The following is a 22,251-nucleotide window of genomic DNA, read 5'->3' as shown; positions in this document are numbered from 1 at the left end:
CTTAGTTGTACAGCACCTCTTTGAGCTTGCTCACCAGCGCCGGGTCGAGCTTGAACAGACCGCCGATATCCTTTTCCAACTCGGTCACCGAAACGGGCTCGACGTTGAGCCGCGACTTTTTCGCGTCGGCGAGAAACTCGGGGTCGCCGAGCGTGGCGTCGAACGCTTTGCGCAGCGCCTGAACGCGGTCCTTCGGCGTGCCTGGAGGCAGCGTGTAGGTGCGGACGATGTCGCTGTCGGCGTGGATGCCGACCTCGATCAGGCGGCGCGCCTCGTCGCTCTTGGCGAGTTTGCTCGCTTGCGGCACGTTGGGCAAATCCGGATGGGTTTTTCGGTTGGCTTGCAGCACCACGACGGCGTCGCCGGTGTCGAGCGCTTTGCGCCAGGTGACGCTGACCGAGTCCCAGCCCCAGCAGCCGCCGGCGACTTCGCCGCCTTCTGCAGCCAGACGAACGTCGGCAGTGCCTTTGTAGCCGGTTACCAGTTGGGTCGGCAGGCCGAGCGCCGCTTTGAGAATACGCGTGGCGTTGTCGGGGGTCGAGGTGCCGGGGGCGATGCCGCCCATTTTGACCGGCGTCTTCGACGCCATCCATCGTTCAACGCTGGTGATGCCGCTTGCTTTGGTCATGGCGCAGACCACATGATCGCTGATGGGCGCGCCGATAAATTCAAACTTGCGCGCGTCGAACTCGACGCCCGCTTGTCCCAAAACTTGGCCGAGGAACAAGCCGCCGATGAAATGGCCGATGGTCAGGCCGTCGGGCTTGGCGACTTTGTAAACGTGATTGGCGGCGATCAAGCTGCCGGCGCCGGTCATGTTCTCGACGATTACGCTCGGATTGCCAGGGATATGCCTGCCCATGTGACGCGCCAGTGTGCGCGCGTAGGTGTCGAAGCCGCCACCGGCGGAGAATCCAACGACGATGCGTATGCTTTTGCCGCGATAAAAATCATCGCCGGCCGCTTGAGCCTGAGCGGCGAAAACAACAACGGCGAGCACCTGGACAAGCTTGCTGATCATGAAACCATCCACCTTTCTAAGTCTTGTTGGAATACTAGCAAAGAACCGACGCTAGCCAAGGCCCTCTCGATCCCTGCGCATGTGAAAAAATCATGAGCCTCTCCAGCCCCATCCCACAAATCTCCCCTCTAGCCCCTGTTTTCCAAAGAGGGGCAACCGGAATCCAGCTGCATCTTGCCCCTTTGGAAAAGTGGCACACAGGGGGATTTGATATTTCATAGCCCCCCGTCCGAACCATCCAAAATCCAAAATAGCGAGGGTGGAGGTAGCGGGGCAGGCTAGCCGCGGACGCGCTTACGCTTGTTGGCGATGTAGTCGACCATGATGTAGTTGCCCATCTGATCGGGGGTGGTGTAGAAGACGCGGCCGGTGTTGAGTCGCGAGAGCTGGTCGACGAAACCCTGGCGATAAAAGTCGGCGCCCAACATGAAGGTGTTGATCTTGATGCCGCTCTGGGTGCAGCGCTTCACTTCTTTCAAGGTCTCGTGAACGATGCGGCTGTGCAAGAGCGCCGAGCCCCAGCCGCTGTGCAGGCGGCCGCCTTTGTCTAAGCTCGCCGCTGTCGGTTCGCCGTCGGTGATCAAGATAATTTGCCGGTTGGTAGCTTTATGCGAGCCCAATAGTTGGCGCGAAAAGCGCAGCGCTTCTTTGATGTCGGTGCCATGCTCCATGAAATAAGTCAGCGAAACGATGTTGGGCAGATCTTCGGCTTTGATCAATTTCGCGTTCGAGCGAAAGGCGACCAGATGCAGCGTGTCTTGGGGATATTTGGTCTCGATCAGGCGGTGCAGCGCCAGCGCGACTTTCTTGCCGGCGTGGAGCGCGTCGTTCATCAGCATCGAATAGCTGACGTCGATGCACAGCGCGGTCTCGCTGGCGGTGGAGTACTCGACGCGGTCCACCGACCAATCGTTGGGGCCGATGCGCACCGGCTCACCGGGTTTTTTATGCTCCAACGAATTCATCAACGTCTCGGTGATGTTGACGTTCATCGGGTCGCCGTACTCGTATTTCTTGGTCTCTTCGAGCCGCTCGCCCTGGGAGCCGCGCTTGGACATGTTGTGGTTGCCCCAGCGCCCTTTGTTGAGCATCTGAAAAATTTCGCGCAGCGCCTTATCGCCGATCTTGCGCATGCCCTTGGGCGTGAGCTTTAAGCCGTGGCTAGTGCGTTGGATGTAGCCTTCTTCTTCGAGCATCTGCTCGACGCCTTTCAAATATTTTAGCTGCTCGTAGGCTTCTTCACCCAACAGCTCGCGCAGCTCTTCGATGTCCAATTCCGACGGGTCGCCCATGCCGCGCTGGCCCCAGCGCAGAAATCGTTCGAGGCCGCGCAGCTGGCCCAAGATTTGGCCGGCTTCGCCCATGCCCATTCTCTGCGAGCCTTGGAACGGGTACTGATTCATCAGCTGTTCCAACTGCTGCATCTGGTGCATCATGTCGCTCAACTGCTGCAGTTGGTCTTGCGTCATCGAATCGAGATTGTCGAGCATGTTTTCCAGATCGTCGGCGGCGCGGTCGATCATGCTCGGAAGGTTCTTGAGAAAGTTCTCGTCCTGCAGCAGTTGGTTCATGCGGTCGAGCATGTCCATCATGCTCTGAAAATCTTGACTGCCGGGCTGCGGCTGCGGCATGCCGCGGTCGCTGATCTGATGCTTCAACCGATTCTGCAGCTCTTGGTATTTCTGGTAGGCTTCCTGCATGCGCTGCTGCATCTCGTTCATGCGGTCGGCGTGCTGGCCCGACATGCGCTCCATGAAGTTGCGCATCTGCTCGTGGTAGGCTTCCAGCTTCTCGGCCATGTTGCCGAGCTTGTCCATCATCTTTTGCTGCTCTTCCGGCGACAGTTTGAACGAATCGGGGGAATATTTATTGAGCAACTCGCGCCGTTTTTCATCGGCCTGGCGGAGAAAATCGCGCAAGCCTTTGACCGAGCGCTGGCCGTCTTCCGAAGTAAAGCCGCGCCGCATCAGGTCGCGCAACGCGCGCCGCACACCTTCTTCTTCGAGCAAGTTGTCGGAGAGCTGCTTGAGCAGATCGTCGGTGGTGGGGAACTGCACCGTTTGCGTGCCGTCCCACTCAGTGTAGCGGTGAATACGCATTTGGCAGGACTATAGCGCAGATCAGGGGTGATTCAAACAGTTTTTTGAGGATGCCTGAGCCTAGTTTCCGTCAAGTGTGAGATCTGAAATTTGTCATCTGAAATTCCGAGCGCCAGCGAGGCCACGGGGTGGATGAACGATTGTGAATAGGATATGAAATAAGAGTTTCGACGATCATGGAGCGCTTCGAATACCTCATCATTGGCGCCGGCTTTGCCGGCGCGGCCACGGCCTATCAATTGACCCGTCGCGGCGTGCGGGATGTGCTCATCATCGACCAAGAAGCCATCCCCGGTTTTCATGCCTCCGGCCGCAACGCTGCCATCGTGCGCCAGTGTGTGCCTGAGCCCGAGGTCGCGCGCTTGACCCTGGAGGGCGCTGACTTTATTCGCAATGTGCCCGACGATTTTCCTGAACCGGTTTCTTTCAAACGCACCGGCTCGCTCCTGTTGGGCGCCGGTGCCGGTTGGGCCAAGCTGCAAAACGATGCCGCGATCGGCCGCCAAGCCGGTATCGAACTGGAGTTGTGGACACCGCAGCAAACTAAGAAACATGTGCCGATCCTTGAGCGCGCCGAGTTTGATGGCGCGCTCTGGTGCGGCAGCGACGGCATCGTCGACATTCACGCGCTGCTCTCCGGCTATCTCAAAGCGGCAGCGAAAAGTGGCGCGCGAGTGCAGTACAACCACGCCGTGCGCGAGTTGCGTGCGTCGAGCGGCGACTGCGAGGTCGTTACCAGCCGCGATCGATTTACTGCCAAGGTGATCGTCAACGCCGCTGGAGCCTGGGCTAATCAGCTGGCCGGGCTAGCCGGCGCCAAAACGCTGCCGATGCGGCCGTGCCGGCGCCATCTTTTCGTCTCTGGCGCGCTTTCGTGGGTCGACAAAGGTTGGCCGTTTGTTTGGGACACCACCCACGATATTTATTTCCGGCCGGAAGGCGACGGTTTATTACTGTGCGCCTGCGATCAGGAAGAGCTGCCGCCCGGCGATCCGCCGGTGAATGGCTTCGTGCAGGAAGTCTTGGCGGAAAAAATTCAGCGCCACATGCCGGCACTGTCCGAGGTGAGCATCAGCCGAAGCTGGGCCGGTTTTCGCACGCTCACTAGTGACGGCAGGTTTATCATTGGCTGGGACCAAGGCGTGAAAAGTCTATTCTGGGTTGCAGGGCTGGGCGGTCATGGCATGACCACCAGTGCGGCCGTGGGGGAGTTGGCGGCGGATTTGTTGATTGCTGGACGTGGAAAGAAGGCAGAGGCGTTTGCGCCGGGGCGGTTCAACTAGTGTAGTGTCTCACTAATAAACACGCTTATCGTTGTGACACGCTCGCATGTTTTTCACCACGAAGATCACGAAGGGACACGAAGGTCGGAAAAGAATTCACTGTTTTCTTCTCTTGCCTTCGTGTACTTCGTGCCCTTCGTGGTGAAAATCCCCCTTCGGGCTCCCGCCACAAACTTGGCATAAGGTACAATCAGCGTGAGACAGAATTGAAGATTCGCTGAAGTGTCCGTGCCATAGCGTCGCGCGCGGTGGAACCCTTCCGGAACGAACGCAACAGGGCATCGCATTGAAGCCGCCCTGTCGGGGCGACCGGCCGGTCGCCTTTGCCGTTTGATGGGCTCTGCAAGGGTCGAGATCTTATGCGAAGCCATACGAATTTTTCTGAAAGATTGGCGCTGATGCGTTCGTTCCTCCAGGGTTTCACCGCGCCCGTCATCGTGTTAGGTAGCCGGAAGGGGAAAGAACAAATATTCGGAGGCAGAAGATGTCCGTCAGCATCGAGCGCGGCAAGAAATATTCTAGTCAGGATGCCAAAGCGATTGTCGACCAGCTTTATGGCAAAGTGCGCGAGCGCTGGGAAGCGCGGGTCAATCAAAAACCGTTCATGCAGCAGTTGATGGCCGGCAAGCTGCCGCTCAAGACGCTGCAGCTTTTTTTTCGCAATTGGGGTGCCTTTACCATCGAGATCAATACGCTGACCGCCTGCACTTATCATAAGAACATCACATTCTTAAAAGTGAACCGCGATTTGATGGGGCCCATCGGTGAGAAGATCGCCGATGAGTTTATCCATCCCAAGCCGCCGGGCCATTTTCTGGTGATGATGGAGACGGCCAAGGCGTTCGGGCTGACCGAAGAAGAAGTCTTTACTTCGTCGATGTTGTCCGAGTTTCGCGGCAAGATCGATTTCATGCGCAGCCTAGTCTACGAGGGCAGCGCCGCAGAGTGGTATTCCGCCACGACCACGGAAGAGCAGATCGGCCACTGGTCGGCCGCGTGCTACAAAGCTTTGACGACCCACTACGGTTTCGATCGCGCCAAGGCGACTTATTTTGCGACCCATGTCGAGGCCGATCTCGAAGAACATGAAGACGGTGTAATGGGTCATGCGAGCTTTAACCGCCTGGCACTGCAAAGATTGCTGGAAAATGGCATGGCCGAGGAGCGGCCGACTTACGGCTTGGAGTACTGCGCCATGACCTCGGTCGATTTGCACGGCGCGATGTTGCGAGCCGCCTTGGAAGAAGCGGAAAGAATTAAAGGATAATGGAAAATTGAAAATGGATAATTTCGGAGGTTTTGATGAAGGACCTGGTGAGAGGAATTGTTTTGCCGACTCCGACCGTCTTTCGTGAGGACGGCAGCATCGATGAGAAGATGATGCGTGAGTTGACGGAGTGGTTCGTCGCTTGTGGCGTGCAGGCATTTTTTATTTTGGGTTCGTATGGACAGGGACCCGCGCTCAATCCAGAGGAGCGCAAGAGAGTTGCCGAGATTACGATCCAGCAAGTGAAGAAGCGTGTCCCGGTCGTGGTCCACATCGGTGCCATCGATCCCTACACGGCGATTGATTTAGGGAGGCACGCCAAGTCGATCGGCGCGGACGCCATTGGTCATGTCGGACCGTATTACTACGCCGATCGTTCGGAGTACGAGGTCATAGAACATTTCAAAATGGTCGACCGCGCCCTCGGCATGCCGATTCTGGTTTACAACAATCCGCGCTACTCGGGTTACAACATCCATCCCGCTTTCATGGCGAAGCTGGTCGAAGCGGTGCCAAATATTTTCGGCGCTAAGCTGGCGATGGGTAGCGTTGACGAGGCGATGGCGTATATGAAACTGGTCAAAGCGCCGTTCGCACCCTATGCTTTAGCGAGCAACTTGGTTTCGGCAATGTCCGTGGGTGTCGCCGGCACGATCAGCCCACCGTTGGCGGTGACGCCGGAGATCGGTGTTACATTGGTGCAGGCGATCGACGCCGGCGATGCGGTGAAAGCGTTGGCGCTGCAGAAAGATATCATTCGTATCCACGATATCTTTTTGCGTTTAGCTGGGCCGTTTGGCCGGACGATTTACTGCGAGGGCATGCGGCTGCGCGGTTTCGATGTGAAAATGTATCCGCGCTGGCCGTCCAAGCCGCTGACTCGCGAGGCTTATGATGAGATAAGAGATCTGTTTACGGAGTTGAAGATCATTGGCTCGGCGGCCAAGGCGGTGGCGTAGGCTTTCTCTCTAAGGAGACTGTGTCGCAATTGTCATTCTGAGGCGGACCCGAAGAATCTGCTGAATGCAAGCGCACGAAAGAGCAGATCCTTCGCTCACGCTCGATGACAAAACGGCTGATTTTCTCCATTGCGACACCGTCTCAAGGGCGAGGGGACAGGGATAGGATATGCGAAAAATTTTAGGTCTCATCATTTTTTTTATAGCAAGCGCGCTGCCCAACGCGTTCGCCCAGGAGCGCGTGCGCATGGCTTTGTCGGTGCGCAATGTGGTGTTCTTGCCGTTCTACTATGCGCGCGACATGAAGATTTATGACAAGCACGGCTTGAACGTCGAGTTGATTCAGATGCGCAGCGACCTGCAATTGACGGGCGTGGTGTCTAGCGAGATCGACTACACGCCTGCCATTGGCCCGGCCGCCTATCCGATTGCCAATGGCGCGCCGCTCAAAGCAGTGGCGGTGATGTACAAGGCGCCGCTGTTTTCCTTGGTTGGCTTGCCGGCGATCGCCAATGCCAAAGATTTGGAAGGCAAAAAAGTCGCGGTCTCGCGCATCGGTTCCGATAGCCATCGCTATGGCTCGCAGCTACTCGAGATCGGTGGCGCCGATCCGAAGAAGGTAACGTTTATTCAGACCGGCAGCACGACGGTAAGCCTGCAGTCGCTCCAGCAGGGCGTGGTGAACGGGGCGATTCTGAGCCCGCCGTTTACCGGCATCGTTGCGGAGAAGGGCTACAAAGTTCTAGTGCGCAACCGGCAATTGATCGACTCGCCCTGGCTGGGACTGGTGGCGAGCCGGCAAAAGTTGGAGCGCCAGCCCGATCAAGTGCGCAACATGCTGCGCGCCATGCGCGACGTGTTGACCGCGATTAAACGCGACAAGCCTGCGGTGGTTTCGTACATCGCGAAAAACTTTAGCGTCAGCCAGACCAATGCCACCGAGTCCTATGAGGACATCAACGGCGTGATCATCGACTCGATGACGATGCACAATGATCAGCTGCAAAAATATCTCGAAACCTCCTATCAAGGCGCCGAGCTCCCCAAGCCGCTTTCGGTGGCGGACATGTTCGATCTTTCGTTGGTCAGGAATCTGAAGTAGCTCATGACTGTCAGAGTTTTGCTTTTCGCGCTTTCGCTCTTCGGCGCCCAGGCCCATGCTCAAGACACGGTTCGAGTCGGCCTCTCGGTTCGCAACGTTGTCTTGATGCCTTGCTATTTTGCCCAGGGCAAGGGTTACTTCGAGCGCGAAGGGTTGAAGCCGGAGCTGATCCAGATTCGCAGCAATTTGCAGGTCGCCGGTGTCGTGTCGGGGGATCTCGATTTCATGTCCGGCGTGGGCACGGCGATCGACGCAGCGCGCAAGAATGCGCCGCTGAAAGTGACGGCGGTATTGTACCGGGCGCCGTTGTTTTCCTTGGTCGGCGGCAAGGCGATGAAGGGGCCGAAGGATTTGGAAGGGAAAAAGGTCGGCGTGCCGCGCATCGGTTCGGAGAGTCATAACGCCGGCGTCTGGATGTTGTCGCAGAGCGGCGTCGACGTGAAGAAGATTACTTTCATTCAGACCGGCAGCACGATCGTCAGCATGGTCGGCTTGCAGCAAAATTCCTTGGAAGCCTCGGTGTTGAGGAGTCTGCGATGAGTGAAGCGAACAAGCCGGTGCTATCTTTGGCGGCTGGCTATCATTTGCGCGCCAAGGCGCTGTGCGATGGGCGCGTGAAGCTGAAAAACTTTGAATTGAAGGCAATTGCGTTTGAAGACGACGGCTTCGGCCATGACCAGTTTCTCGAAGGTAAGTTCGACACCGGCGAGTTTTCACTGGCCATGTACCTGGCGCTCAAGAGCCGCGGCGCGCCCTACATGGCGATCCCGGTATTTCCCAATCGCAAGTTTCGCCAGTCCTACATGTTTGTGCCGGAAAACTCGCCCCTCAAAGATCCCAAAGAATTGAAAGGCAAAAAAGTCGGCATTCCGAGTTGGCTCAACACCGCTGGCCTCTGGGCACGCGGTATTTTGGGCGACGAATACGGTGTGAAGCCGGCCGACATTCACTGGGTGATGCCGCGAGCGAACAAGGTCGACATTACGTTGCCGAGTGGCACCCGGCTCGACTTCGTCGCGGGCCAAGTTTCGTTGGCGGCGCGCATGCTCCAGGGAGAGTTCGACGCGATCATTGTGCCGGACTTTCCCGAAGAGAAAGGTTGGCGTCGATTGCTGCGCGACTCCAAAGCGGTGGAGCAGGATTTCTTCAAGCGCACGGCAATCTTTCCCACCAGCCATGCCATCACGTTTCATGCGGCCTATTTGCAAAAGCATCCTGGCGCGGCCCAGGAGATGTTCGACGCCTGCGTCGAGGCGAAAAACCTCGCGCTGCGCGACGACGCCGACGCGACCTACTCGAACTTCGTCTGGAACCGGCAGGTGTGGGAAGAGCAGCGCGCGGTGATGGGGCCGGACCCGTGGAAGTTTGGCATCAAAGGGAACGAGAAGGTCTTGAACACCATTGTGCGCTACGCGGAGGAGCAGGGGCTGTTGGCGAAGAAGGTCACGCTGAGCGATTTGTTTGTTCAGATCGATGAACCAGGCTAGACGGCGTTTCCCGCCTTTGAAAAAGGCGCACACAGGGGGATTTGTTTTTTTCACAGCTTCCCTTTTCAAAGGGGGAGGCAAAGAATGGGTTCTCTAAAGAAAACTCGTTGCAGAATTTGAGAGTTCGTTCATGGCGATCATCACCCATCAACACGGCGGTCACGGCGACCGCGGCCACGATCATGAAGGCGCGGTCGGGCCGCATACGCATCTGACCAGCGTCGGTATCGACATCGGTTCTTCGACTTCGCATTTAATGTTTTCGCGCTTGCTGATCGGCTATCCGTCGATGTTGCAGCGCAAACCTGTGGTGCTCGAACGCAACGTGATTGCCCGCTCGCCGATTTTACTGACGCCGTTCTCCGGCGATTGGAATATCGAAGCCGGGCCGCTGCGTGAATTGGTCGAGCGCACGTTCCAGGAAGCGGGCTTGTCGCGGGACGATATCGACACCGGCGCGGTGATCATCACCGGCGAGGCGGCGCGGCGTGACAATGCGGCGAAAATCGCTGGGCTGTTCGCCGACGAGAGCGGCAAATTTGTCTGCGCGACGGCAGGGCCGACGCTTGAGACGATCATGGCGGCGCACGGCTCCGGCGCGGTACAGCAAAGCCGCGAACAAGGGCTGACGCTCCTCAACATCGACATCGGCGGCGGCACGACCAAAATCAGTTTGATCGTAGAGGGGAGGATTCGCGCCACGACGGCGGTCAATATCGGCGCGCGTCTGGTGGCGCACAACGGCAGCGACGAGATCGTCCGGCTAGAAAAAGGCGGACGAAGATTTCTCGCCGACTTGGGGCAAAATCTCGACTACGGCGCCAAGGTTCCGACCGAGCTGCGCGCGCGCTTGGCGCAACGCATGGCGCGGGCGCTGTTCGAGGCGGTCACGACTGGGCAGCAACCGTGGGATGATTTCTATGTCACGCCGGCGCTCGGCAGTTTGGCTAAAGTCGACGGTTTGCTGTTTTCCGGCGGCGTCTCCGAATACATTTATGCGCGCGAAGCGGCCGCCTTCGGCGATCTTGGTCCCTATCTTGGACGGGAGATTCGCGGTGAGGCTGAGAAGCGCGGCTTCGACATCTACGAAGCCGGCGAAGGGATTCGCGCCACGGTGATCGGCGCGTCGCAATACACCGTGCAGTTGAGCGGCGAGACCATCTTCGTGCCGCCGACGTTTGCGCTGCCGGTGCGCAACCTGCGCGTGTTCGTCGCGGAGACCGATTGGCAGGCGCCGGTGGCGGAGCGCGTCGAACAAACGGTTGCCAAAGTGCTCGGTGAGCGCGATGCCGAAGTGCGCGGCACGCCGTTCGCTTTGGCTTTTTCGACGCCGCCTTTCGTCGGCTACGGCGCCGTGCAAGATATGGCCAAAGGCATCGATGCCGCGTTGGCGCGCATGAACGCCGACGATCGGCCGATCGCGCTGGTCTTCGGCCAGAACGTCGGTCAGGTGATGGGCAATATGCTTTCGGCCAAGTGGAACATGCCATGCATCGACGAGGTGACCTTGTCGGAGCTGGACTTCATCGACGTCGGCGAAGTCGTACCGGAAGAAGGCTTTGTGCCGGTGGTGATCAAGAGCCTGGCCTTTGGCGTTTGAATGATGACGCGAATTGTAGGTAATTGGGAAGGCAGCAGGCGCGAGGCAACAGGCTCGGATAGAGAATTCGGACCAGGAGTAAGTCATGGGAGCGGAAAGTACTGGCGTAGACAAGTTATGGGGCGAATTGGTTCGTTTGTGCAATGAGCAGTTCGAGTCGGCGTCTTTTAAAAGATTGCTCAATGCGAAATTTACCAAAGCGCGGGCGCAGCACTATTCGATTCAAATGGCCTATTACGTGCAAAACCGGCGCGACTGCTGGGGCTACGTGCAGGGCTCGTCGCCGCTCGATGTGAAACAGATGATCTGGGCGCATGAAGAGGACGAGCTGATCGGCCGCAAGAGCGAAGGCAAGACCGATCATATCACGTTGGCAGTTAAGGAAGGGGAAGTGTTTGGTCTTACGGCCGAGGCGTTTGAACGCACGGCGCGCAATGAGGGCGGCGAAGTTTGCTTCAGCTCGTGGATTCGTTTAGCGCAGAAAAATTGGTTGGAGGCGATAGCAGCGTCGGCGATTCTGGAAATCCGCAATTCCGCCGAGTTGATCAAGGGCGGCTCATTGTCGCGCCGGATCGGGCAAATCTTCGAGCGCGATCTCGGCATCCCGATGAAAAAACAGGTGAACAACGCCGAGCACGTGGTGATGGACGTCGAGCACGCCCACATGCTGTTGCAGATCGCGCGCAAGCACGCGACCAGCGAAGCGGCGCAGGAAGCGATACTGCGCGGCGCCAAAGAGAGTTTGATGATCGACCGGGTCTACCGCGGGCACCTGGCGGATATGCTGGCAGAGTTGGCGTAAGAGAAAGGTTGCAAATAATTTCGGAGTCCTTCGACAGGCTCAGGACGAACGGAGCACAAGCGCAAATGATTGCCGTATCCGTTCATGCTTGCCGAAGCATGTTCCGCATCTTCTGTGCGTTGGGATTTTCAAAGCCCTTGGGGGAATCATGAGCTTAGTTGACGGTTTGTTAAAGCAGTTTGACCAAATGGTCAACGATCAATTTGATAGTGTCGAGTTCAAAAACTTTTTGGCTGTGCCGCTGACCATGGAGCGCGGCCGGTTCTACGTCGTGCAAAATGCCCTGTATACCGCCAATCGACGCGACTGCTGGGGTTACGTCCAAGGCGGCGCGCCCCTCGAAGTGAAGCGCAAAGTCTGGGAACATGAGAGCGATGAATTGATCAACGACCCGCGCGCCGGCATGGATCATTTCAGTCTGACGGTGAAGCAGGGCGAGGTGATCGGTCTCAAGCGCGAGGATTTCGATAACGCCGCCGTGCCGGCGATGGTGCAGACTTGCTTCTACGCCTGGCATCATGTCGCCATGCGCAGCCACTGGCTTACCGCCTACGCCGCGTCGCATATGCTCGAGCGGCGCAACAACGGTAAGATCGTCAAGGGCGGCGGCATGTCGTTTCGCGTCGGCAAGAAGTTCGAGAACGACCTGGGCATTAACTTGAAAAGAATGATCTCCCTCGATGTGCACGTGGTTGCCGACATGGATCATTCGGAGAATATCTCGGAGATCTTCGAGCGCTATGTGAAGACGCCGCAGGACGTCGAGCTGTGTTTGCAAGGCGCGCGCGATTCCATGGCCATCGATCGAGCGTATCGCGGCGCCCTGGGCTATTACATGGAACAGATTAAGTAAGAATGGGGTGATGGGGTGATGGAGTGTTGCAGTACTGGAGTTACGGGTTCCGAACTCCGAGCCCAATACTCCATCACTCCAGTAGTCCAATACGCCAAGAAATTCGGAGGAGCTTAAGATGAAAAACTTGAACGAAGCGTCGGCCTACTCGCAGAAGAGCCCCTATGAGATTTACCAGGAATGGGAACAGATTCCCGTTCACAAAGGATTTATCGTTCCTGACCTGCTTAAGCTCGAGCTGGGCGATTGGGGGCGCAACGGCGGCAAGGCGGCGTTTGTCAATCAGGACGGCGCCGGCGGCATGTGCGACACGGTGGTGGAAGAGATCGCGCCGGGCAAACAGTTAAAGCCGCAGCGCCACATGTATGAAAAAGCCGTATTTATCTTGGAAGGGCAGGGAGCGACGACCATTTGGAACGATGGCGGCAAGAAACACACGCTCGAATGGCAGAGGGGTAGTCTGTTTTCGACGCCGCTCAATGCCTGGCACCAGCACTTCAACGCCCAAGGCGACAAACCGGTGCGGATGGTTTCGCTCACCGATGCGCCGGTGATCATCAACCGCTATCGCAATCTGGATTACATCTTCAGCAACAATTTCACCTTCGCCGATCGCTACGAGGGCGGTGCCGACGCCTGGAGCACCGCGGGTGGCCGCTACTTGGGACCGGATATCAAGAAAGGCCGGGTCTGGGAGTCGAACTTTATCGCCGACCTCTGGGCATTCGAGCCAAAGGACTACAAAGAGCGCGGCGGTGACAATCGCACGACATTGTTTGAATTCGTCGACAACACCATGAGCGCGCACCTGTCAGAGTTTCCCGTCGGCAAATACAAAAAAGCGCATCGCCACGGCGCCGGCGCGCATATTGTCATGCTCACCGGCTCCGGCTACTCCTTCCTTTGGCCCGAAGGCGAGTATGGCACTAAGCGCCACGTCGAGTGGGGCCGCATGAGCATGTTCACACCGCCCATGCAGTGGTGGCACCAGCACTTCAACTCGGGCGCCGAGCCGGCGCGCTATTTAGCGCTGAAACCCTGGGGCTTCAAATACAAAGTCGAAGACTTGAAGGACACCGGCGAGGACGTCAAGAACGGCGGCGCGCAGATCGAGTATCAGGATCAGAACCCCGAGATACACCAGTTCTTCTTGAAGAAATGCAACGAGAGCGGCGCCACGCCGCGCATGCCGATGTTCGACAAATAGGTCTTAGCAGCGCAGCTTGTATGAAAGGGCGCAGGGCCGAACGGCTCGGCGCCCTTTTTGCATTCGTGCTCAGTATTTCACAGTGCTGTGGACTCATGTACGGCATGGGCAGAGGTTAGGGAGGTTTCGGTAATATCCTAGGGTCTTGCCTCAGGACAACGTCAAAGTTCGATGCGGAACGGTAGGGAAAAAAACGGTGGCGCCAAAATCTTGGCGCAGACGAAGGGTTTCACGTTGATCGAACTCTTGGTCGTGTTCGCCGTGATCGGCATCCTGGTTGCCATAGCGATTCCGCAGGTCTCGGTTCATCGCGCACGCGGCGTCGATACCCAGATGAAATCGGATATCAAAAATGCGGTGATGGCGATGGAAAGCTACTACTCCACGATCTTTACCTATCCGACCACAGTGGCGCAGATATCTAACTTCGGCTTTCGTCAAACGGATGGGGTCAACCTGGTCATCAATTTTACAGGGCCAACGGATTTTAACGTCACGGCTACCAAGCCCGGCGGCACGCAGGCAAGTTTTACCTACAATAGTACCACCGGCCAAACCAACTGATTGGGCAGGGAGCCAAGAGCATGGGGGCAGGGAGCCGGAGATAGCCAAGCTTCCCAGCCCCCATGCTTGGAGACACTTACTTCGGTGTGCGCAGAAAATAAGTCTGGCCGGTGATGTATTTCGCCGCGTCGGAGAGTAGGTAACGAACTAGGCCGACGATCTCGAACTTGTGGGTCAAGCCGTCCATCAGCGGCGGAATCTCTTCGCGTTTCTTGAAAGCTTCGTTGGTAAAGCCGATGCGCGACATCGGTGTGTCGGTGGCGCCGGGGCAAACACAGTTCACGGTGATGTTGTCCGGCGCAAGTTCGACTGCCAGCGATTTGGTAAAAGCGATGACGCCGGCTTTCGAGGCCGCGTAGTGCGCCGAGCGCGGCTGGCCGGCGACGCCGCGGCCTGAGGCGATGCTCAAGATGCGTCCTTCTTTGCGTGGGATCATGTGGCGTGCCGCGGCCTGAGCGCAGAGGAACACGCCTTTCAAGTTGATCCGCATGAGCCGGTCCCACATCTCTTCGGGCATGTCGACGATCGGCACGCGGTCCATGACGCCGGCGCCGCAAAAGATGTTGTCGACCTGGCCAAACTTGGCGATGCCGGCGTCGATCATGGCGGCGACGCTTTTCGGATCGCCGACGTCGACCTTGACCGCGATCGCGTTGCCCTTGTCGGCGCGAATGTCCGCCGCAACTTTTTCCGCGCCGTCGAGGGCGAAGTCGGCAACGACGACGTTCAAGCCGTCGGCCGCCAAGGCTTTGCTGATTTCAGAGCAGATACCGCCGGCGCCGCCGGTGACAACAATGGTTTTAGCCATAACGCATGACTCCTAAATTTGATTGTGGCCCGACGCTATCACTAGTGATTGTGCGGAATCAATGCGGTGGGTGCAGTTTCATGCGCTTCGCCGCCATGTGCCGAAGCGATAGCCATTCGTGAGTAAGCGCCACGCCATCAACGCGCTGATGCCGATCAATAAGCCGGTCAGTCCCCAGCCTTGGCGCAATGACAGCCAGGCGATCGGTACGAACAATCCCAGACCGCCGGCAAGCATCGCCCACATCAAATAGCGCGTGTCTTTGGCGCCGATCAGCAGCCCGTCGAGGACGAAAACGATGCCGTTGAATGGCTGCATCAGGCCGACCAAGACGAATAACTCAAACGTTAGTGTGGCGTGCACCTGGGTGCTACTGGTGAAAAATTGCAGAATTGGCTCGCGCGTCGCGAGAAAGAAGAGCGCAAAGCCAACTCCGACGACGGCGCCGCAGGCGGTGACAATTTTCCCCATGCGGAAGGCGGTTGATCTTTGGCCCGATCCTAAGTATTTCGCCACCAGCGCTTGGCCGGCGACGGCCAAGCCGTCGATCACTTCCGAGCAAAGCATGAAAAGCTGGAACGCGATTTCATAGGCCGACAACGTCACCGCGCCCATGCGCGCCGCGGTGGCGGTGGCGAACACCAGCGAGCCGCGCAGCGCGCCGGTGCGGATGGCGAGGTCCTGGCCGATGCGAAACAGCGGAACAAGCCGCTCTTTGCAGATCTGCGAGCTGATCTGCCGATAGGGCGCCGTCTCGCGCCCCAAGAAAAAACTTCCCACGTAGGTCAACGCACCGGCGCTCTGCGCGATCACCGCCGCAACGGCAGCGCCGAGCAGCTCCAGTCTGGGTAGACCGAAGTGTCCGTAAATCAAGCCATAGCCGAGTATCAGCTGCAGTCCGTTGGTGAAAAACGCTAGCACCATCGGCGTGCGGGTGTTCTGCACGCCGCGAAAAAAGCCGACCGAGGCGAGCATGATCAGCGTGCACGGCGCGCCGGCGATGTAAACGCGAAAATAGCGCGCGCCGAGCTCGGCAACTTTGTCGTCGGCACCCATCAGACGATAGAGCTCGGGCGCGAAAACAATGCAGACCGCGGCGATCGCCGCGCCGCCGATCACTGCCAAGAATAATCCGTGGAGATAGGTTTCGCCGCACGCTTTCACGTCCCCAGCGCCATAATGGTGGCCGATCAACGTCGTCGAACCGAAGGTTAGAAAGGCAAACACCCAATAGATCGCGCCCGTGAGTGCCGCGCCAATGGCGCGCGCCGCCAGCGGCTCCGCCCCGAGCCGGCCAATCATCGCCGTCTCGCCGATACTCAAAAGCGGCGTGCTCGCCAACGCAAGCATCGCCGGGATGGCGAGGCGGAGTATTTCTTTTAATATTTGCGAAGTCGTCAAGGTGAAGATGCCCGAGAAAAACGCGTCGTCGATGCGCGTTTTTGGAAATCTATAAATGAGATTTGAGATAGGATATACGAACACCTGCGAGAATTGACAAGTTGTTGATGACAAGAATAAGTTTTCGCGACGGTGCTAGACCGGGATCGATGAGGTTTCGTTTTCAAATCACCGAGGCGCACAAGGCCAAGGCCCCCATCATTGTCTTGATTGGGGAGGTGCTTGAAGGCGAGGTTAGAACCGGAGATTTCCGTGTCGGTTCCGCTCAGCGGTGGCAACCAGTTTGTCGGTGTGGTCGTCGGTATTTTACATAGCTGACCGGACACTGGGATGTACTCGAGTGCCAAAGCCGGGGCGTGTGATAAGCCCATCGGCATCGGGGTCCGGCGCCCTGACTGTCACGAAGCAAGCGATATCGCGCCGGGTGTGGTCACGGTCAGCGCCTGAGTCAATTGAAGGTCGTCGCATCGGCCGGCGCGAAGGGCAGCGTGGCCTTTGTCGGGTCGATCAAGTGCGCGAGGATTTCTAGACCGTTGACCAAACGCGGGCCGGGGCGGCTGAAGTAGGCGCTGCCATTTAGCGCGAAGACGTTGTTGGTTTTTACCGCGGGCAGGTCGTTCCAGCCGGGCAGGGCACGCAGCGGCGTGGCTTCTTTGACGGCGCGGCGGGCGTCGAAGCCGCAGGGCATGAGAAAGATCACTTCCGGGCGCACCGCGACGATCTCTTGCCATTCGACCTTGCGCGAGGGCTCGCCGGCGCGCGCCAGCGCGTCGTCGCCGCCGGCAAGGGAAATCATTTCCGGCACCCAGTGGCCGGCGACGAAGAGCGGCTCGAACCATTCCAAACCGACCACGCGCGGACGGCGTCCCGATGATGGCACCGCGACGCGTTCGACGCGCTCTTGCAGGTCGCGCACCAGCGCTTGCGCGACGAGCAGGCGGCTGGTGGCGACGCCGATACGTAAAATGTCGTCGAACACGTCGCTCAAAGAATGCGGATTGAGCGAGAGGATTTCCGGTTTGCGTGCCAAACTGGCCGCTGCTTTTTCCACCTCGTTGTAATCTAAGGCGCACACTTCGCACAGGCCCTGAGTCAAAATCAGATCCGGCGCGCTTTGACGCAACGTTTCCTGGTCGAGCGTGTAAAGATGTTTGCCGCCCTGGAGAATTTCGCCGACCTTGCGGTCGATCTCGCTGCTGCTCATGCGCTTAGGGTCGATGGCGCTTTTGACCAGGATGGGTTTGTACTGCGCATCGGCAGGGTAGTCGCATTCGTGGGTGACGCCGACGAGCTCCTTTTCAAGGCCGAGGGCGTAAACAATTTCCGTGGCGCCAGGCAGCAGGGAGCAGATGCGCATGGTCGATCAATAACTTAACTGCGCCGCTTATGCTACCGAAAAGAGTTCATGTCTTAACCGGCGCATCCCCGGGGCGTGCTCGCCGAGAAATTTCAGATTCCCGCGTACCACTCGTAGCCGCGGTCCTCCCAATAGCCACCTTTGCCCTGGACGATTTTTTCGAAGCTCTCGACGAATTCGAGCTTGTAGATGTATTTCGCGTGTTTGTAGCCCAGTTGGGTTTCGACGCGCAGGCGCAGCGGCGCGCCGTGGTCGATGGGCAGGGCGCGGTCGTTCATCTCGTAGGCAAGAATGGTCTGCGCGTGGCGCGCGTCGGTCATGTCGATGCTTTCATAGTAGGCGTTGCCGCGATTGTCGGTGTCCATGCAATAAAAGACGATGTACTTGGCTTTCGTGCTTGGCTGCACGCGGGCGAGCAGTTCAGCCAGCGGCACGCCCTTCCATTTAGCGATGGCACTCCAACCCTCAACGCAATCGTGGCGGGTGATTTGGGTGCGAGACTTCATCGCCCTCAACTCATTGATGGTAAAAGAGCCAGGCTTTTGCACCAAACCGGCAACTTCGAGATGCCATCCCGTCCAGTTTTTAGCAGTGTTGGCGCGATAGTCGTCAGTCTTGGGTGCCGGCAGTCCGTTCGGGCGGAAGTACGGTGAAATATCTTTGTCGCTGAACTCCTGGGCGAGTTTGTGCCGGCCCGCTAGCAGACGCTGGATGCGCCGGTTGCCTTGTTCGGCGGACGAAAGCATCGTGCGAAACGTGTCGTTCTCGCTTAGCGCATTGAAGACTTTTTCGCAGCCCGACAGCAGCAAAAAACCTGCGCCGCTGGCGGCATTGAGGAGCAACTGGCGTCGCGTCAGATTAGACATTTTCGTCGCTCTCCTTTTTCACCACTTTCACCACAGCGCCTTCCGCCAACTCGATGGGCTTGGCCGGTGCGGCAGATTTTTCTTCGGCCAACAGAGCGGCGGCGATGTCCGGGCGATTCGATGGCGGCCGCACGACCGGTTTCTTTACAGGCGCCGGCGCCGGAACTTTCTCGCGGTACCAACCGGTGATCATCGAGCGCATGTTGTTAAAGAAGCCTTGGGTGATGACCATGAAGACATGACCCATGGCGAAAAACAGAAAACTGAAGGCAAGGATGAAGTGAACCGTCCGCGCCGATTGCCGCCCGCCAAACATGGCGGGCATCCAATTGAACGCGGCGTTGAGTTGCGGCGACATCGCCATCCCCGACAAAAGCACGAGAGGAGTAAGAATGACGAAGACACTGGTATAAGCCATTTTCTGCAATGGGTTGTACTCGCCCTCCTGCGGCGAATCTTTGCGCAGTTTCAAGTAGTAGGCGAGCATCGCCGGAATCAGCTTGGCGTCATGCGGAGTAAAGAAAAATTTGCGCATGTGGCCAGTGACAACGTTGTAGATGACATAGAGCAGGCCGTTGAGGGCAAACAGCCAGCCGAAGAAAAAATGCCAGAGCCTCCCATCGGCAAGCGAATAGTAGCCTGGCACGGTGATCCGGCTGGGAAAGGCGCGCTGCTGATTGCCGCTGGCGCTGTGCTGCAAGCCGAGCACTCCGGTGGTGGGAATTTCGTTGCCGTAGATTTGCACAAAGCCGCGGCTGCCTTGGGCGCCGATGGTCAGAAACGCGGTGCCGGGATCGGACTTATTGCCCCAATAAAGATGCGGGTGGGCATTGAAAATCATCAGCCCGCTCATGAACAAGATCATCAAGGCGATGGCGTCGATCCAGTGGGTCAAGCGGGTGATGCGGTTGTGACGATAGACGAGCGCTGCAGTTTCCATGATAGCTCCGCTTTCTTCATTAGATGCAGCTTAGACCGGAAAGTTTGCAAAACACAATTTCACGCGATGCCCTTTCCCAGCTCCGTCGTGCACGGGCACTGGTCGGGAAAGCGCTCGCAGTCGATTTCCCGCGGGCGCAGTGGCGCTGTTTCTTTTTGCGTTTGGCTTTTGAGGCTTTGGGTGATTGCCAACCAGACAATTACCGTCGCCAGCGTCAGCCACACCATCCAGCGGGTATCTAAAGGTCCCGCGACGACGCCGTTCGGTGCCACCCGTTGCACCCAAAAATAGAGCGCTAGCGCCGCCATTCCCTCGGCGATGCGCGCGGCGATGCCATCGGCGGCGATCTTAACCACCGAGCGGTCGGCCGATTCGATGGGGATAAAGGCCTGTTCCCAGATCGAACGATGCACCGACGAGCGCAGGCCGCCTTCGGTGACACGCAATACCGATAGACTAAAAGCGGTGGCGGCGGCAGTGGCGAAGCCGGCGCCGCCGATCAACGCAAAGGGCAAGACCATCAGGCCGCCGCGGATGCCGATCTTGTCTTGAATCTTGGGTGTGGCAAAAAGTTGCAGGAGCAGCGAGGTGAAATTGAGCATGATGTAAAAGTTGGCAAAAAAGTTCGCGTTGCCCGTGGAACCCATGCTTGCGCTGGTGGCCGAGATGTAAAATTGGACATCGATCAACAAGCCGGCCAGCGCGCCGGTCATGGCGATCAACATCAACGTCGCAGCGTACGGGTTAGTTATGGGCGCTAAAGCGCCGTGCTGCGACGCAGTCGTTTTTTTAGCGACGAAGTTGCTGGGAAAGAGCCGGTGGGTTCTGACGATCAATACGATCACGGCGAGCAGAAACAGTGCGGCGCACAAGATCAGTCCTTGTGGTGGCAGATAGCTGCCGAGCGCCTTGGCGAAAAGGCCGCCGACCATGCCGCCGGCCAGTGAGCTTGCGCCGATCTTGCTAAAAGCGCGCGCCGCTTCGGGCTTGGGGGTGTGTTCGAAAATATCGCTGGCCAACAACCAGAGGCTGGCAAAGATCAATGCGAAGACGGCGGGGATGAAGACAAAGATGTTAAACAGTAGCGACGAATCGCCGGGTTCGAGAAACGGCGCCGTCGCGCCGATCACCGCAGCCGCGAACAGCATGATGCCGAGCCGCGCCGGCCGCGCGCCCCAGAGCTTCATCGCCTTGACGAAGAGCAGCGCCAAAGGCAGCGACGCGCTCGCCAGCATCAGGGTGGCGACCGGCAACTGGAAAATCCCCTTGCCTTGAAAGAACAAGGCGTCGCGACCGGTCTTGGCGATGATAAACGCCGCGGTGGTCAGACCGAGGGCGAGCGCAGGGTACAAGATTTTTCGGGTTTCCACCGAGCCCATGGAAAGTTCTCTGTGATAACCACTGTGTCGGCATAAAGTTCCGCGACACAAGGGTTCGTCTCCTTAGATGCGCGTCAAAGCCACAACGATGCAGCGAGCCGAATAACTCTATCGCGAAATTTCCTTGCCACGGTTAGCTTTTTAGAGTAGAAATCGCCCACCTGCAGAGAGTGAGTTGCCAAGGGAGGTTCCGATGCTGCGAGTGGTGTTGGTTGCCTTGAAGGTTTGGATGCTGAGCGGGTTGCTTTTCGGCCCTGCCCAACTTACCGCTGCCGAGGCGCCGTTTTACGAAGGCAAAACCATCCGGTTTCTGATCGCCTCGGCGCCCGGCGGCGGCACCGATACGGCGGGCCGGCTGGTGGCGCGCTATCTGCCAAAATACTTGCCTGGCAATCCTAAAATTATCGTTCAAAACATGGGCGGTGGCGGCGGCACCATCGCGAACAACTATTTTGCCAGCGAGGTAAAGCCGGACGGCTTGACGATCTTGCAGGACTCGTCGTCGAGCGTCGCCAGTTTCGTTCGCGGCGGCTCGTCGATCAAATACGATCCGCGCAAGTTCAAAATGATTGGCGGTGTGGCGCGGCCAGGCAGCTTGGTGCTGATTCGCAACGATGCGCGGCCGAAATTGTTGAACAAAGAGGCCAAGCCCGTCGTCGTGGGTGACACCGATGGCATCCGCGATTGGATCGCCACGACCGTGTGGGGCGCCGAATATCTCGGCTGGAACCTGCGCTGGATTTACGGTTATCCGGGCAGCCGTGAGCTGCAGTTGGCGATTCGCCAAGGCGAGATCGACATGTGGGCGACGCAGAACGCCAAGCTGGTCAAAGATCTCCAGAAAGAAAATGTCGTGCAGGTGCTCGCCGCCGAAGGCAGCGCGCGGCGCGAAGATTTTTCCGAGGTGCCGACATTTCTGGAACTGCTGGGCAACAAAAAACCGGGCGGGGTTTCGTGGCAGGCCTATCAGGCTTGGGCTGGCGCGCCAGAGTTGGATAAATATCTGGTCGCTCCCGAAGGCACCCCCGAGCCGCTGGTCAAACTGCTGCGCGAGGCGTTCACCAGGCTGATGAAAAATCCTGAGGTCGACCAAGAGGGCGATAAGTTTTTTGGCGACGGCTGGAAACCCCACGGTCACGAAAAACTCGAAGCGATCATTCGCGATCACATCGCGATACCGAAGGAAGCCAAGGACTACATCACCAAAATGCGCGTGAAGTACAATTTGCCGGTGGGTGACAGCAAATCGTAAGCTC

The 22,251-nt window shown here is 58.0% G+C and carries 20 protein-coding genes; 12 read left to right on the top strand and 8 right to left on the bottom strand.

The genetic code is table 11. From position 1 onward, the window contains the following. Nucleotide 1 precedes the first annotated feature (1 nt). Both FJ145_10070 and FJ145_10065 read right to left on the bottom strand, forming a co-directional pair. Complete coding sequence (locus FJ145_10070; protein MBM4261765.1) at nt 2-1,021, bottom strand: hypothetical protein; 1,020 nt, start codon at nt 1,019-1,021, stop codon at nt 2-4. A gap of 278 nt (nt 1,022-1,299) precedes the next feature. Next, on the bottom strand, nt 1,300-3,120 hold the full coding sequence (locus FJ145_10065; GenBank protein ID MBM4261764.1) for a VWA domain-containing protein: 1,821 nt from the start codon (nt 3,118-3,120) through the stop codon (nt 1,300-1,302). Nucleotides 3,121-3,296: 176 nt separating this feature from the next. On the opposite strand from FJ145_10065, the gene FJ145_10060 reads away from it, so the two are divergent. The 11 genes from FJ145_10060 to FJ145_10010 all read left to right on the top strand — a co-directional run bounded on the left by FJ145_10060 (nt 3,297) and on the right by FJ145_10010 (nt 14,244). Beyond that, entirely contained in the window at nt 3,297-4,403 is a 1,107-nt protein-coding gene (locus tag FJ145_10060; protein ID MBM4261763.1) for an FAD-binding oxidoreductase, read from the top strand. A gap of 484 nt (nt 4,404-4,887) precedes the next feature. Continuing rightward, a complete protein-coding gene (locus FJ145_10055) occupies nt 4,888-5,670 on the top strand; it encodes a hypothetical protein (GenBank protein ID MBM4261762.1) in 783 nt (260 codons plus the stop codon). Between the two features lie 35 nt (nt 5,671-5,705). Then, nucleotides 5,706-6,629, top strand: coding sequence for a dihydrodipicolinate synthase family protein (locus FJ145_10050; GenBank protein MBM4261761.1), 924 nt, complete (start codon nt 5,706-5,708; stop codon nt 6,627-6,629). Nucleotides 6,630-6,798: 169 nt separating this feature from the next. Further along, the gene (locus FJ145_10045) at nt 6,799-7,731 is read left to right on the top strand and encodes an ABC transporter substrate-binding protein (protein MBM4261760.1); all 933 of its coding nucleotides are present in this window, start codon (nt 6,799-6,801) and stop codon (nt 7,729-7,731) included. A gap of 3 nt (nt 7,732-7,734) precedes the next feature. Continuing rightward, on the top strand, nt 7,735-8,271 hold the full coding sequence (locus tag FJ145_10040; GenBank protein ID MBM4261759.1) for a hypothetical protein: 537 nt from the start codon (nt 7,735-7,737) through the stop codon (nt 8,269-8,271). Continuing rightward, nucleotides 8,268-9,218 (top strand): ABC transporter substrate-binding protein, encoded by a 951-nt coding sequence (locus FJ145_10035; GenBank protein MBM4261758.1) that lies wholly within the window; start codon nt 8,268-8,270, stop codon nt 9,216-9,218. The genes FJ145_10040 and FJ145_10035 overlap by 4 nt, the downstream gene beginning before the upstream one ends. Nucleotides 9,219-9,348: 130 nt before the next feature. After that, nucleotides 9,349-10,818, top strand: a complete 1,470-nt coding sequence (locus tag FJ145_10030) for an ethanolamine utilization protein EutA (protein ID MBM4261757.1) — start codon at nt 9,349-9,351, stop codon at nt 10,816-10,818. Between the two features lie 85 nt (nt 10,819-10,903). Continuing rightward, a complete protein-coding gene (locus FJ145_10025) occupies nt 10,904-11,620 on the top strand; it encodes an iron-containing redox enzyme family protein (protein ID MBM4261756.1) in 717 nt (238 codons plus the stop codon). A 148-nt stretch (nt 11,621-11,768) separates the two neighbouring features. Further along, nucleotides 11,769-12,473 (top strand): iron-containing redox enzyme family protein, encoded by a 705-nt coding sequence (locus FJ145_10020; protein MBM4261755.1) that lies wholly within the window; start codon nt 11,769-11,771, stop codon nt 12,471-12,473. Nucleotides 12,474-12,591: 118 nt separating this feature from the next. Further along, nucleotides 12,592-13,680, top strand: coding sequence for a cupin domain-containing protein (locus FJ145_10015; protein MBM4261754.1), 1,089 nt, complete (start codon nt 12,592-12,594; stop codon nt 13,678-13,680). A gap of 171 nt (nt 13,681-13,851) precedes the next feature. Next, nucleotides 13,852-14,244, top strand: a complete 393-nt coding sequence (locus FJ145_10010; protein MBM4261753.1) for a prepilin-type N-terminal cleavage/methylation domain-containing protein — start codon at nt 13,852-13,854, stop codon at nt 14,242-14,244. A gap of 76 nt (nt 14,245-14,320) precedes the next feature. Here the strand turns inward: FJ145_10010 and FJ145_10005 are convergent, their stop codons facing one another. The 6 genes from FJ145_10005 to FJ145_09980 all read right to left on the bottom strand — a co-directional run bounded on the left by FJ145_10005 (nt 14,321) and on the right by FJ145_09980 (nt 20,995). Continuing rightward, nucleotides 14,321-15,052, bottom strand: a complete 732-nt coding sequence (locus FJ145_10005; GenBank protein MBM4261752.1) for an SDR family oxidoreductase — start codon at nt 15,050-15,052, stop codon at nt 14,321-14,323. Nucleotides 15,053-15,130: 78 nt separating this feature from the next. Beyond that, complete coding sequence (locus FJ145_10000; protein MBM4261751.1) at nt 15,131-16,453, bottom strand: MATE family efflux transporter; 1,323 nt, start codon at nt 16,451-16,453, stop codon at nt 15,131-15,133. A gap of 448 nt (nt 16,454-16,901) precedes the next feature. Further along, a complete protein-coding gene (locus FJ145_09995) occupies nt 16,902-17,810 on the bottom strand; it encodes a cobalamin-binding protein (protein MBM4261750.1) in 909 nt (302 codons plus the stop codon). Nucleotides 17,811-17,902: 92 nt separating this feature from the next. Beyond that, nucleotides 17,903-18,676 carry a molybdopterin-binding protein gene (locus tag FJ145_09990; GenBank protein ID MBM4261749.1) on the bottom strand — a complete coding sequence of 258 codons (774 nt, stop codon included), beginning with the start codon at nt 18,674-18,676 and terminating at the stop codon, nt 17,903-17,905. Beyond that, nucleotides 18,669-19,616, bottom strand: a complete 948-nt coding sequence (locus FJ145_09985; GenBank protein MBM4261748.1) for a hypothetical protein — start codon at nt 19,614-19,616, stop codon at nt 18,669-18,671. The genes FJ145_09990 and FJ145_09985 overlap by 8 nt, the downstream gene beginning before the upstream one ends. 59 nt (nt 19,617-19,675) lie before the next feature. Continuing rightward, nucleotides 19,676-20,995 carry a hypothetical protein gene (locus FJ145_09980; GenBank protein ID MBM4261747.1) on the bottom strand — a complete coding sequence of 440 codons (1,320 nt, stop codon included), beginning with the start codon at nt 20,993-20,995 and terminating at the stop codon, nt 19,676-19,678. 193 nt (nt 20,996-21,188) lie between these two features. On the opposite strand from FJ145_09980, the gene FJ145_09975 reads away from it, so the two are divergent. Next, a complete protein-coding gene (locus FJ145_09975) occupies nt 21,189-22,247 on the top strand; it encodes a hypothetical protein (protein ID MBM4261746.1) in 1,059 nt (352 codons plus the stop codon). Nucleotides 22,248-22,251: the final 4 nt, after the last annotated feature.

This window comes from Deltaproteobacteria bacterium (assembly GCA_016874755.1).
Taxonomy (GTDB): domain Bacteria; phylum Desulfobacterota; class Binatia; order UBA9968; family UBA9968; genus DP-20.
This window is presented reverse-complemented; position numbering and strand designations above follow the sequence as displayed.

Excerpts from the sequence above, each read along its gene's own strand:
- FJ145_10070 (MBM4261765.1), bottom strand. The coding sequence starts at position 1,021 with ATGATCAGCAAGCTTGTCCAGGTGCTCGCCGTTGTTGTTTTCGCCGCT.
- FJ145_10065 (MBM4261764.1), bottom strand. The coding sequence starts at position 3,120 with ATGCGTATTCACCGCTACACTGAGTGGGACGGCACGCAAACGGTGCAG.
- FJ145_10060 (MBM4261763.1), top strand. The coding sequence starts at position 3,297 with ATGGAGCGCTTCGAATACCTCATCATTGGCGCCGGCTTTGCCGGCGCG.
- FJ145_10055 (MBM4261762.1), top strand. The coding sequence starts at position 4,888 with ATGTCCGTCAGCATCGAGCGCGGCAAGAAATATTCTAGTCAGGATGCC.
- FJ145_10050 (MBM4261761.1), top strand. The coding sequence starts at position 5,706 with ATGAAGGACCTGGTGAGAGGAATTGTTTTGCCGACTCCGACCGTCTTT.
- FJ145_10045 (MBM4261760.1), top strand. The coding sequence starts at position 6,799 with ATGCGAAAAATTTTAGGTCTCATCATTTTTTTTATAGCAAGCGCGCTG.
- FJ145_10040 (MBM4261759.1), top strand. The coding sequence starts at position 7,735 with ATGACTGTCAGAGTTTTGCTTTTCGCGCTTTCGCTCTTCGGCGCCCAG.
- FJ145_10035 (MBM4261758.1), top strand. The coding sequence starts at position 8,268 with ATGAGTGAAGCGAACAAGCCGGTGCTATCTTTGGCGGCTGGCTATCAT.
- FJ145_10030 (MBM4261757.1), top strand. The coding sequence starts at position 9,349 with ATGGCGATCATCACCCATCAACACGGCGGTCACGGCGACCGCGGCCAC.
- FJ145_10025 (MBM4261756.1), top strand. The coding sequence starts at position 10,904 with ATGGGAGCGGAAAGTACTGGCGTAGACAAGTTATGGGGCGAATTGGTT.
- FJ145_10020 (MBM4261755.1), top strand. The coding sequence starts at position 11,769 with ATGAGCTTAGTTGACGGTTTGTTAAAGCAGTTTGACCAAATGGTCAAC.
- FJ145_10015 (MBM4261754.1), top strand. The coding sequence starts at position 12,592 with ATGAAAAACTTGAACGAAGCGTCGGCCTACTCGCAGAAGAGCCCCTAT.
- FJ145_10010 (MBM4261753.1), top strand. The coding sequence starts at position 13,852 with ATGCGGAACGGTAGGGAAAAAAACGGTGGCGCCAAAATCTTGGCGCAG.
- FJ145_10005 (MBM4261752.1), bottom strand. The coding sequence starts at position 15,052 with ATGGCTAAAACCATTGTTGTCACCGGCGGCGCCGGCGGTATCTGCTCT.
- FJ145_09995 (MBM4261750.1), bottom strand. The coding sequence starts at position 17,810 with ATGCGCATCTGCTCCCTGCTGCCTGGCGCCACGGAAATTGTTTACGCC.
- FJ145_09990 (MBM4261749.1), bottom strand. The coding sequence starts at position 18,676 with ATGTCTAATCTGACGCGACGCCAGTTGCTCCTCAATGCCGCCAGCGGC.
- FJ145_09985 (MBM4261748.1), bottom strand. The coding sequence starts at position 19,616 with ATGGAAACTGCAGCGCTCGTCTATCGTCACAACCGCATCACCCGCTTG.
- FJ145_09980 (MBM4261747.1), bottom strand. The coding sequence starts at position 20,995 with ATGGGCTCGGTGGAAACCCGAAAAATCTTGTACCCTGCGCTCGCCCTC.
- FJ145_09975 (MBM4261746.1), top strand. The coding sequence starts at position 21,189 with ATGCTGCGAGTGGTGTTGGTTGCCTTGAAGGTTTGGATGCTGAGCGGG.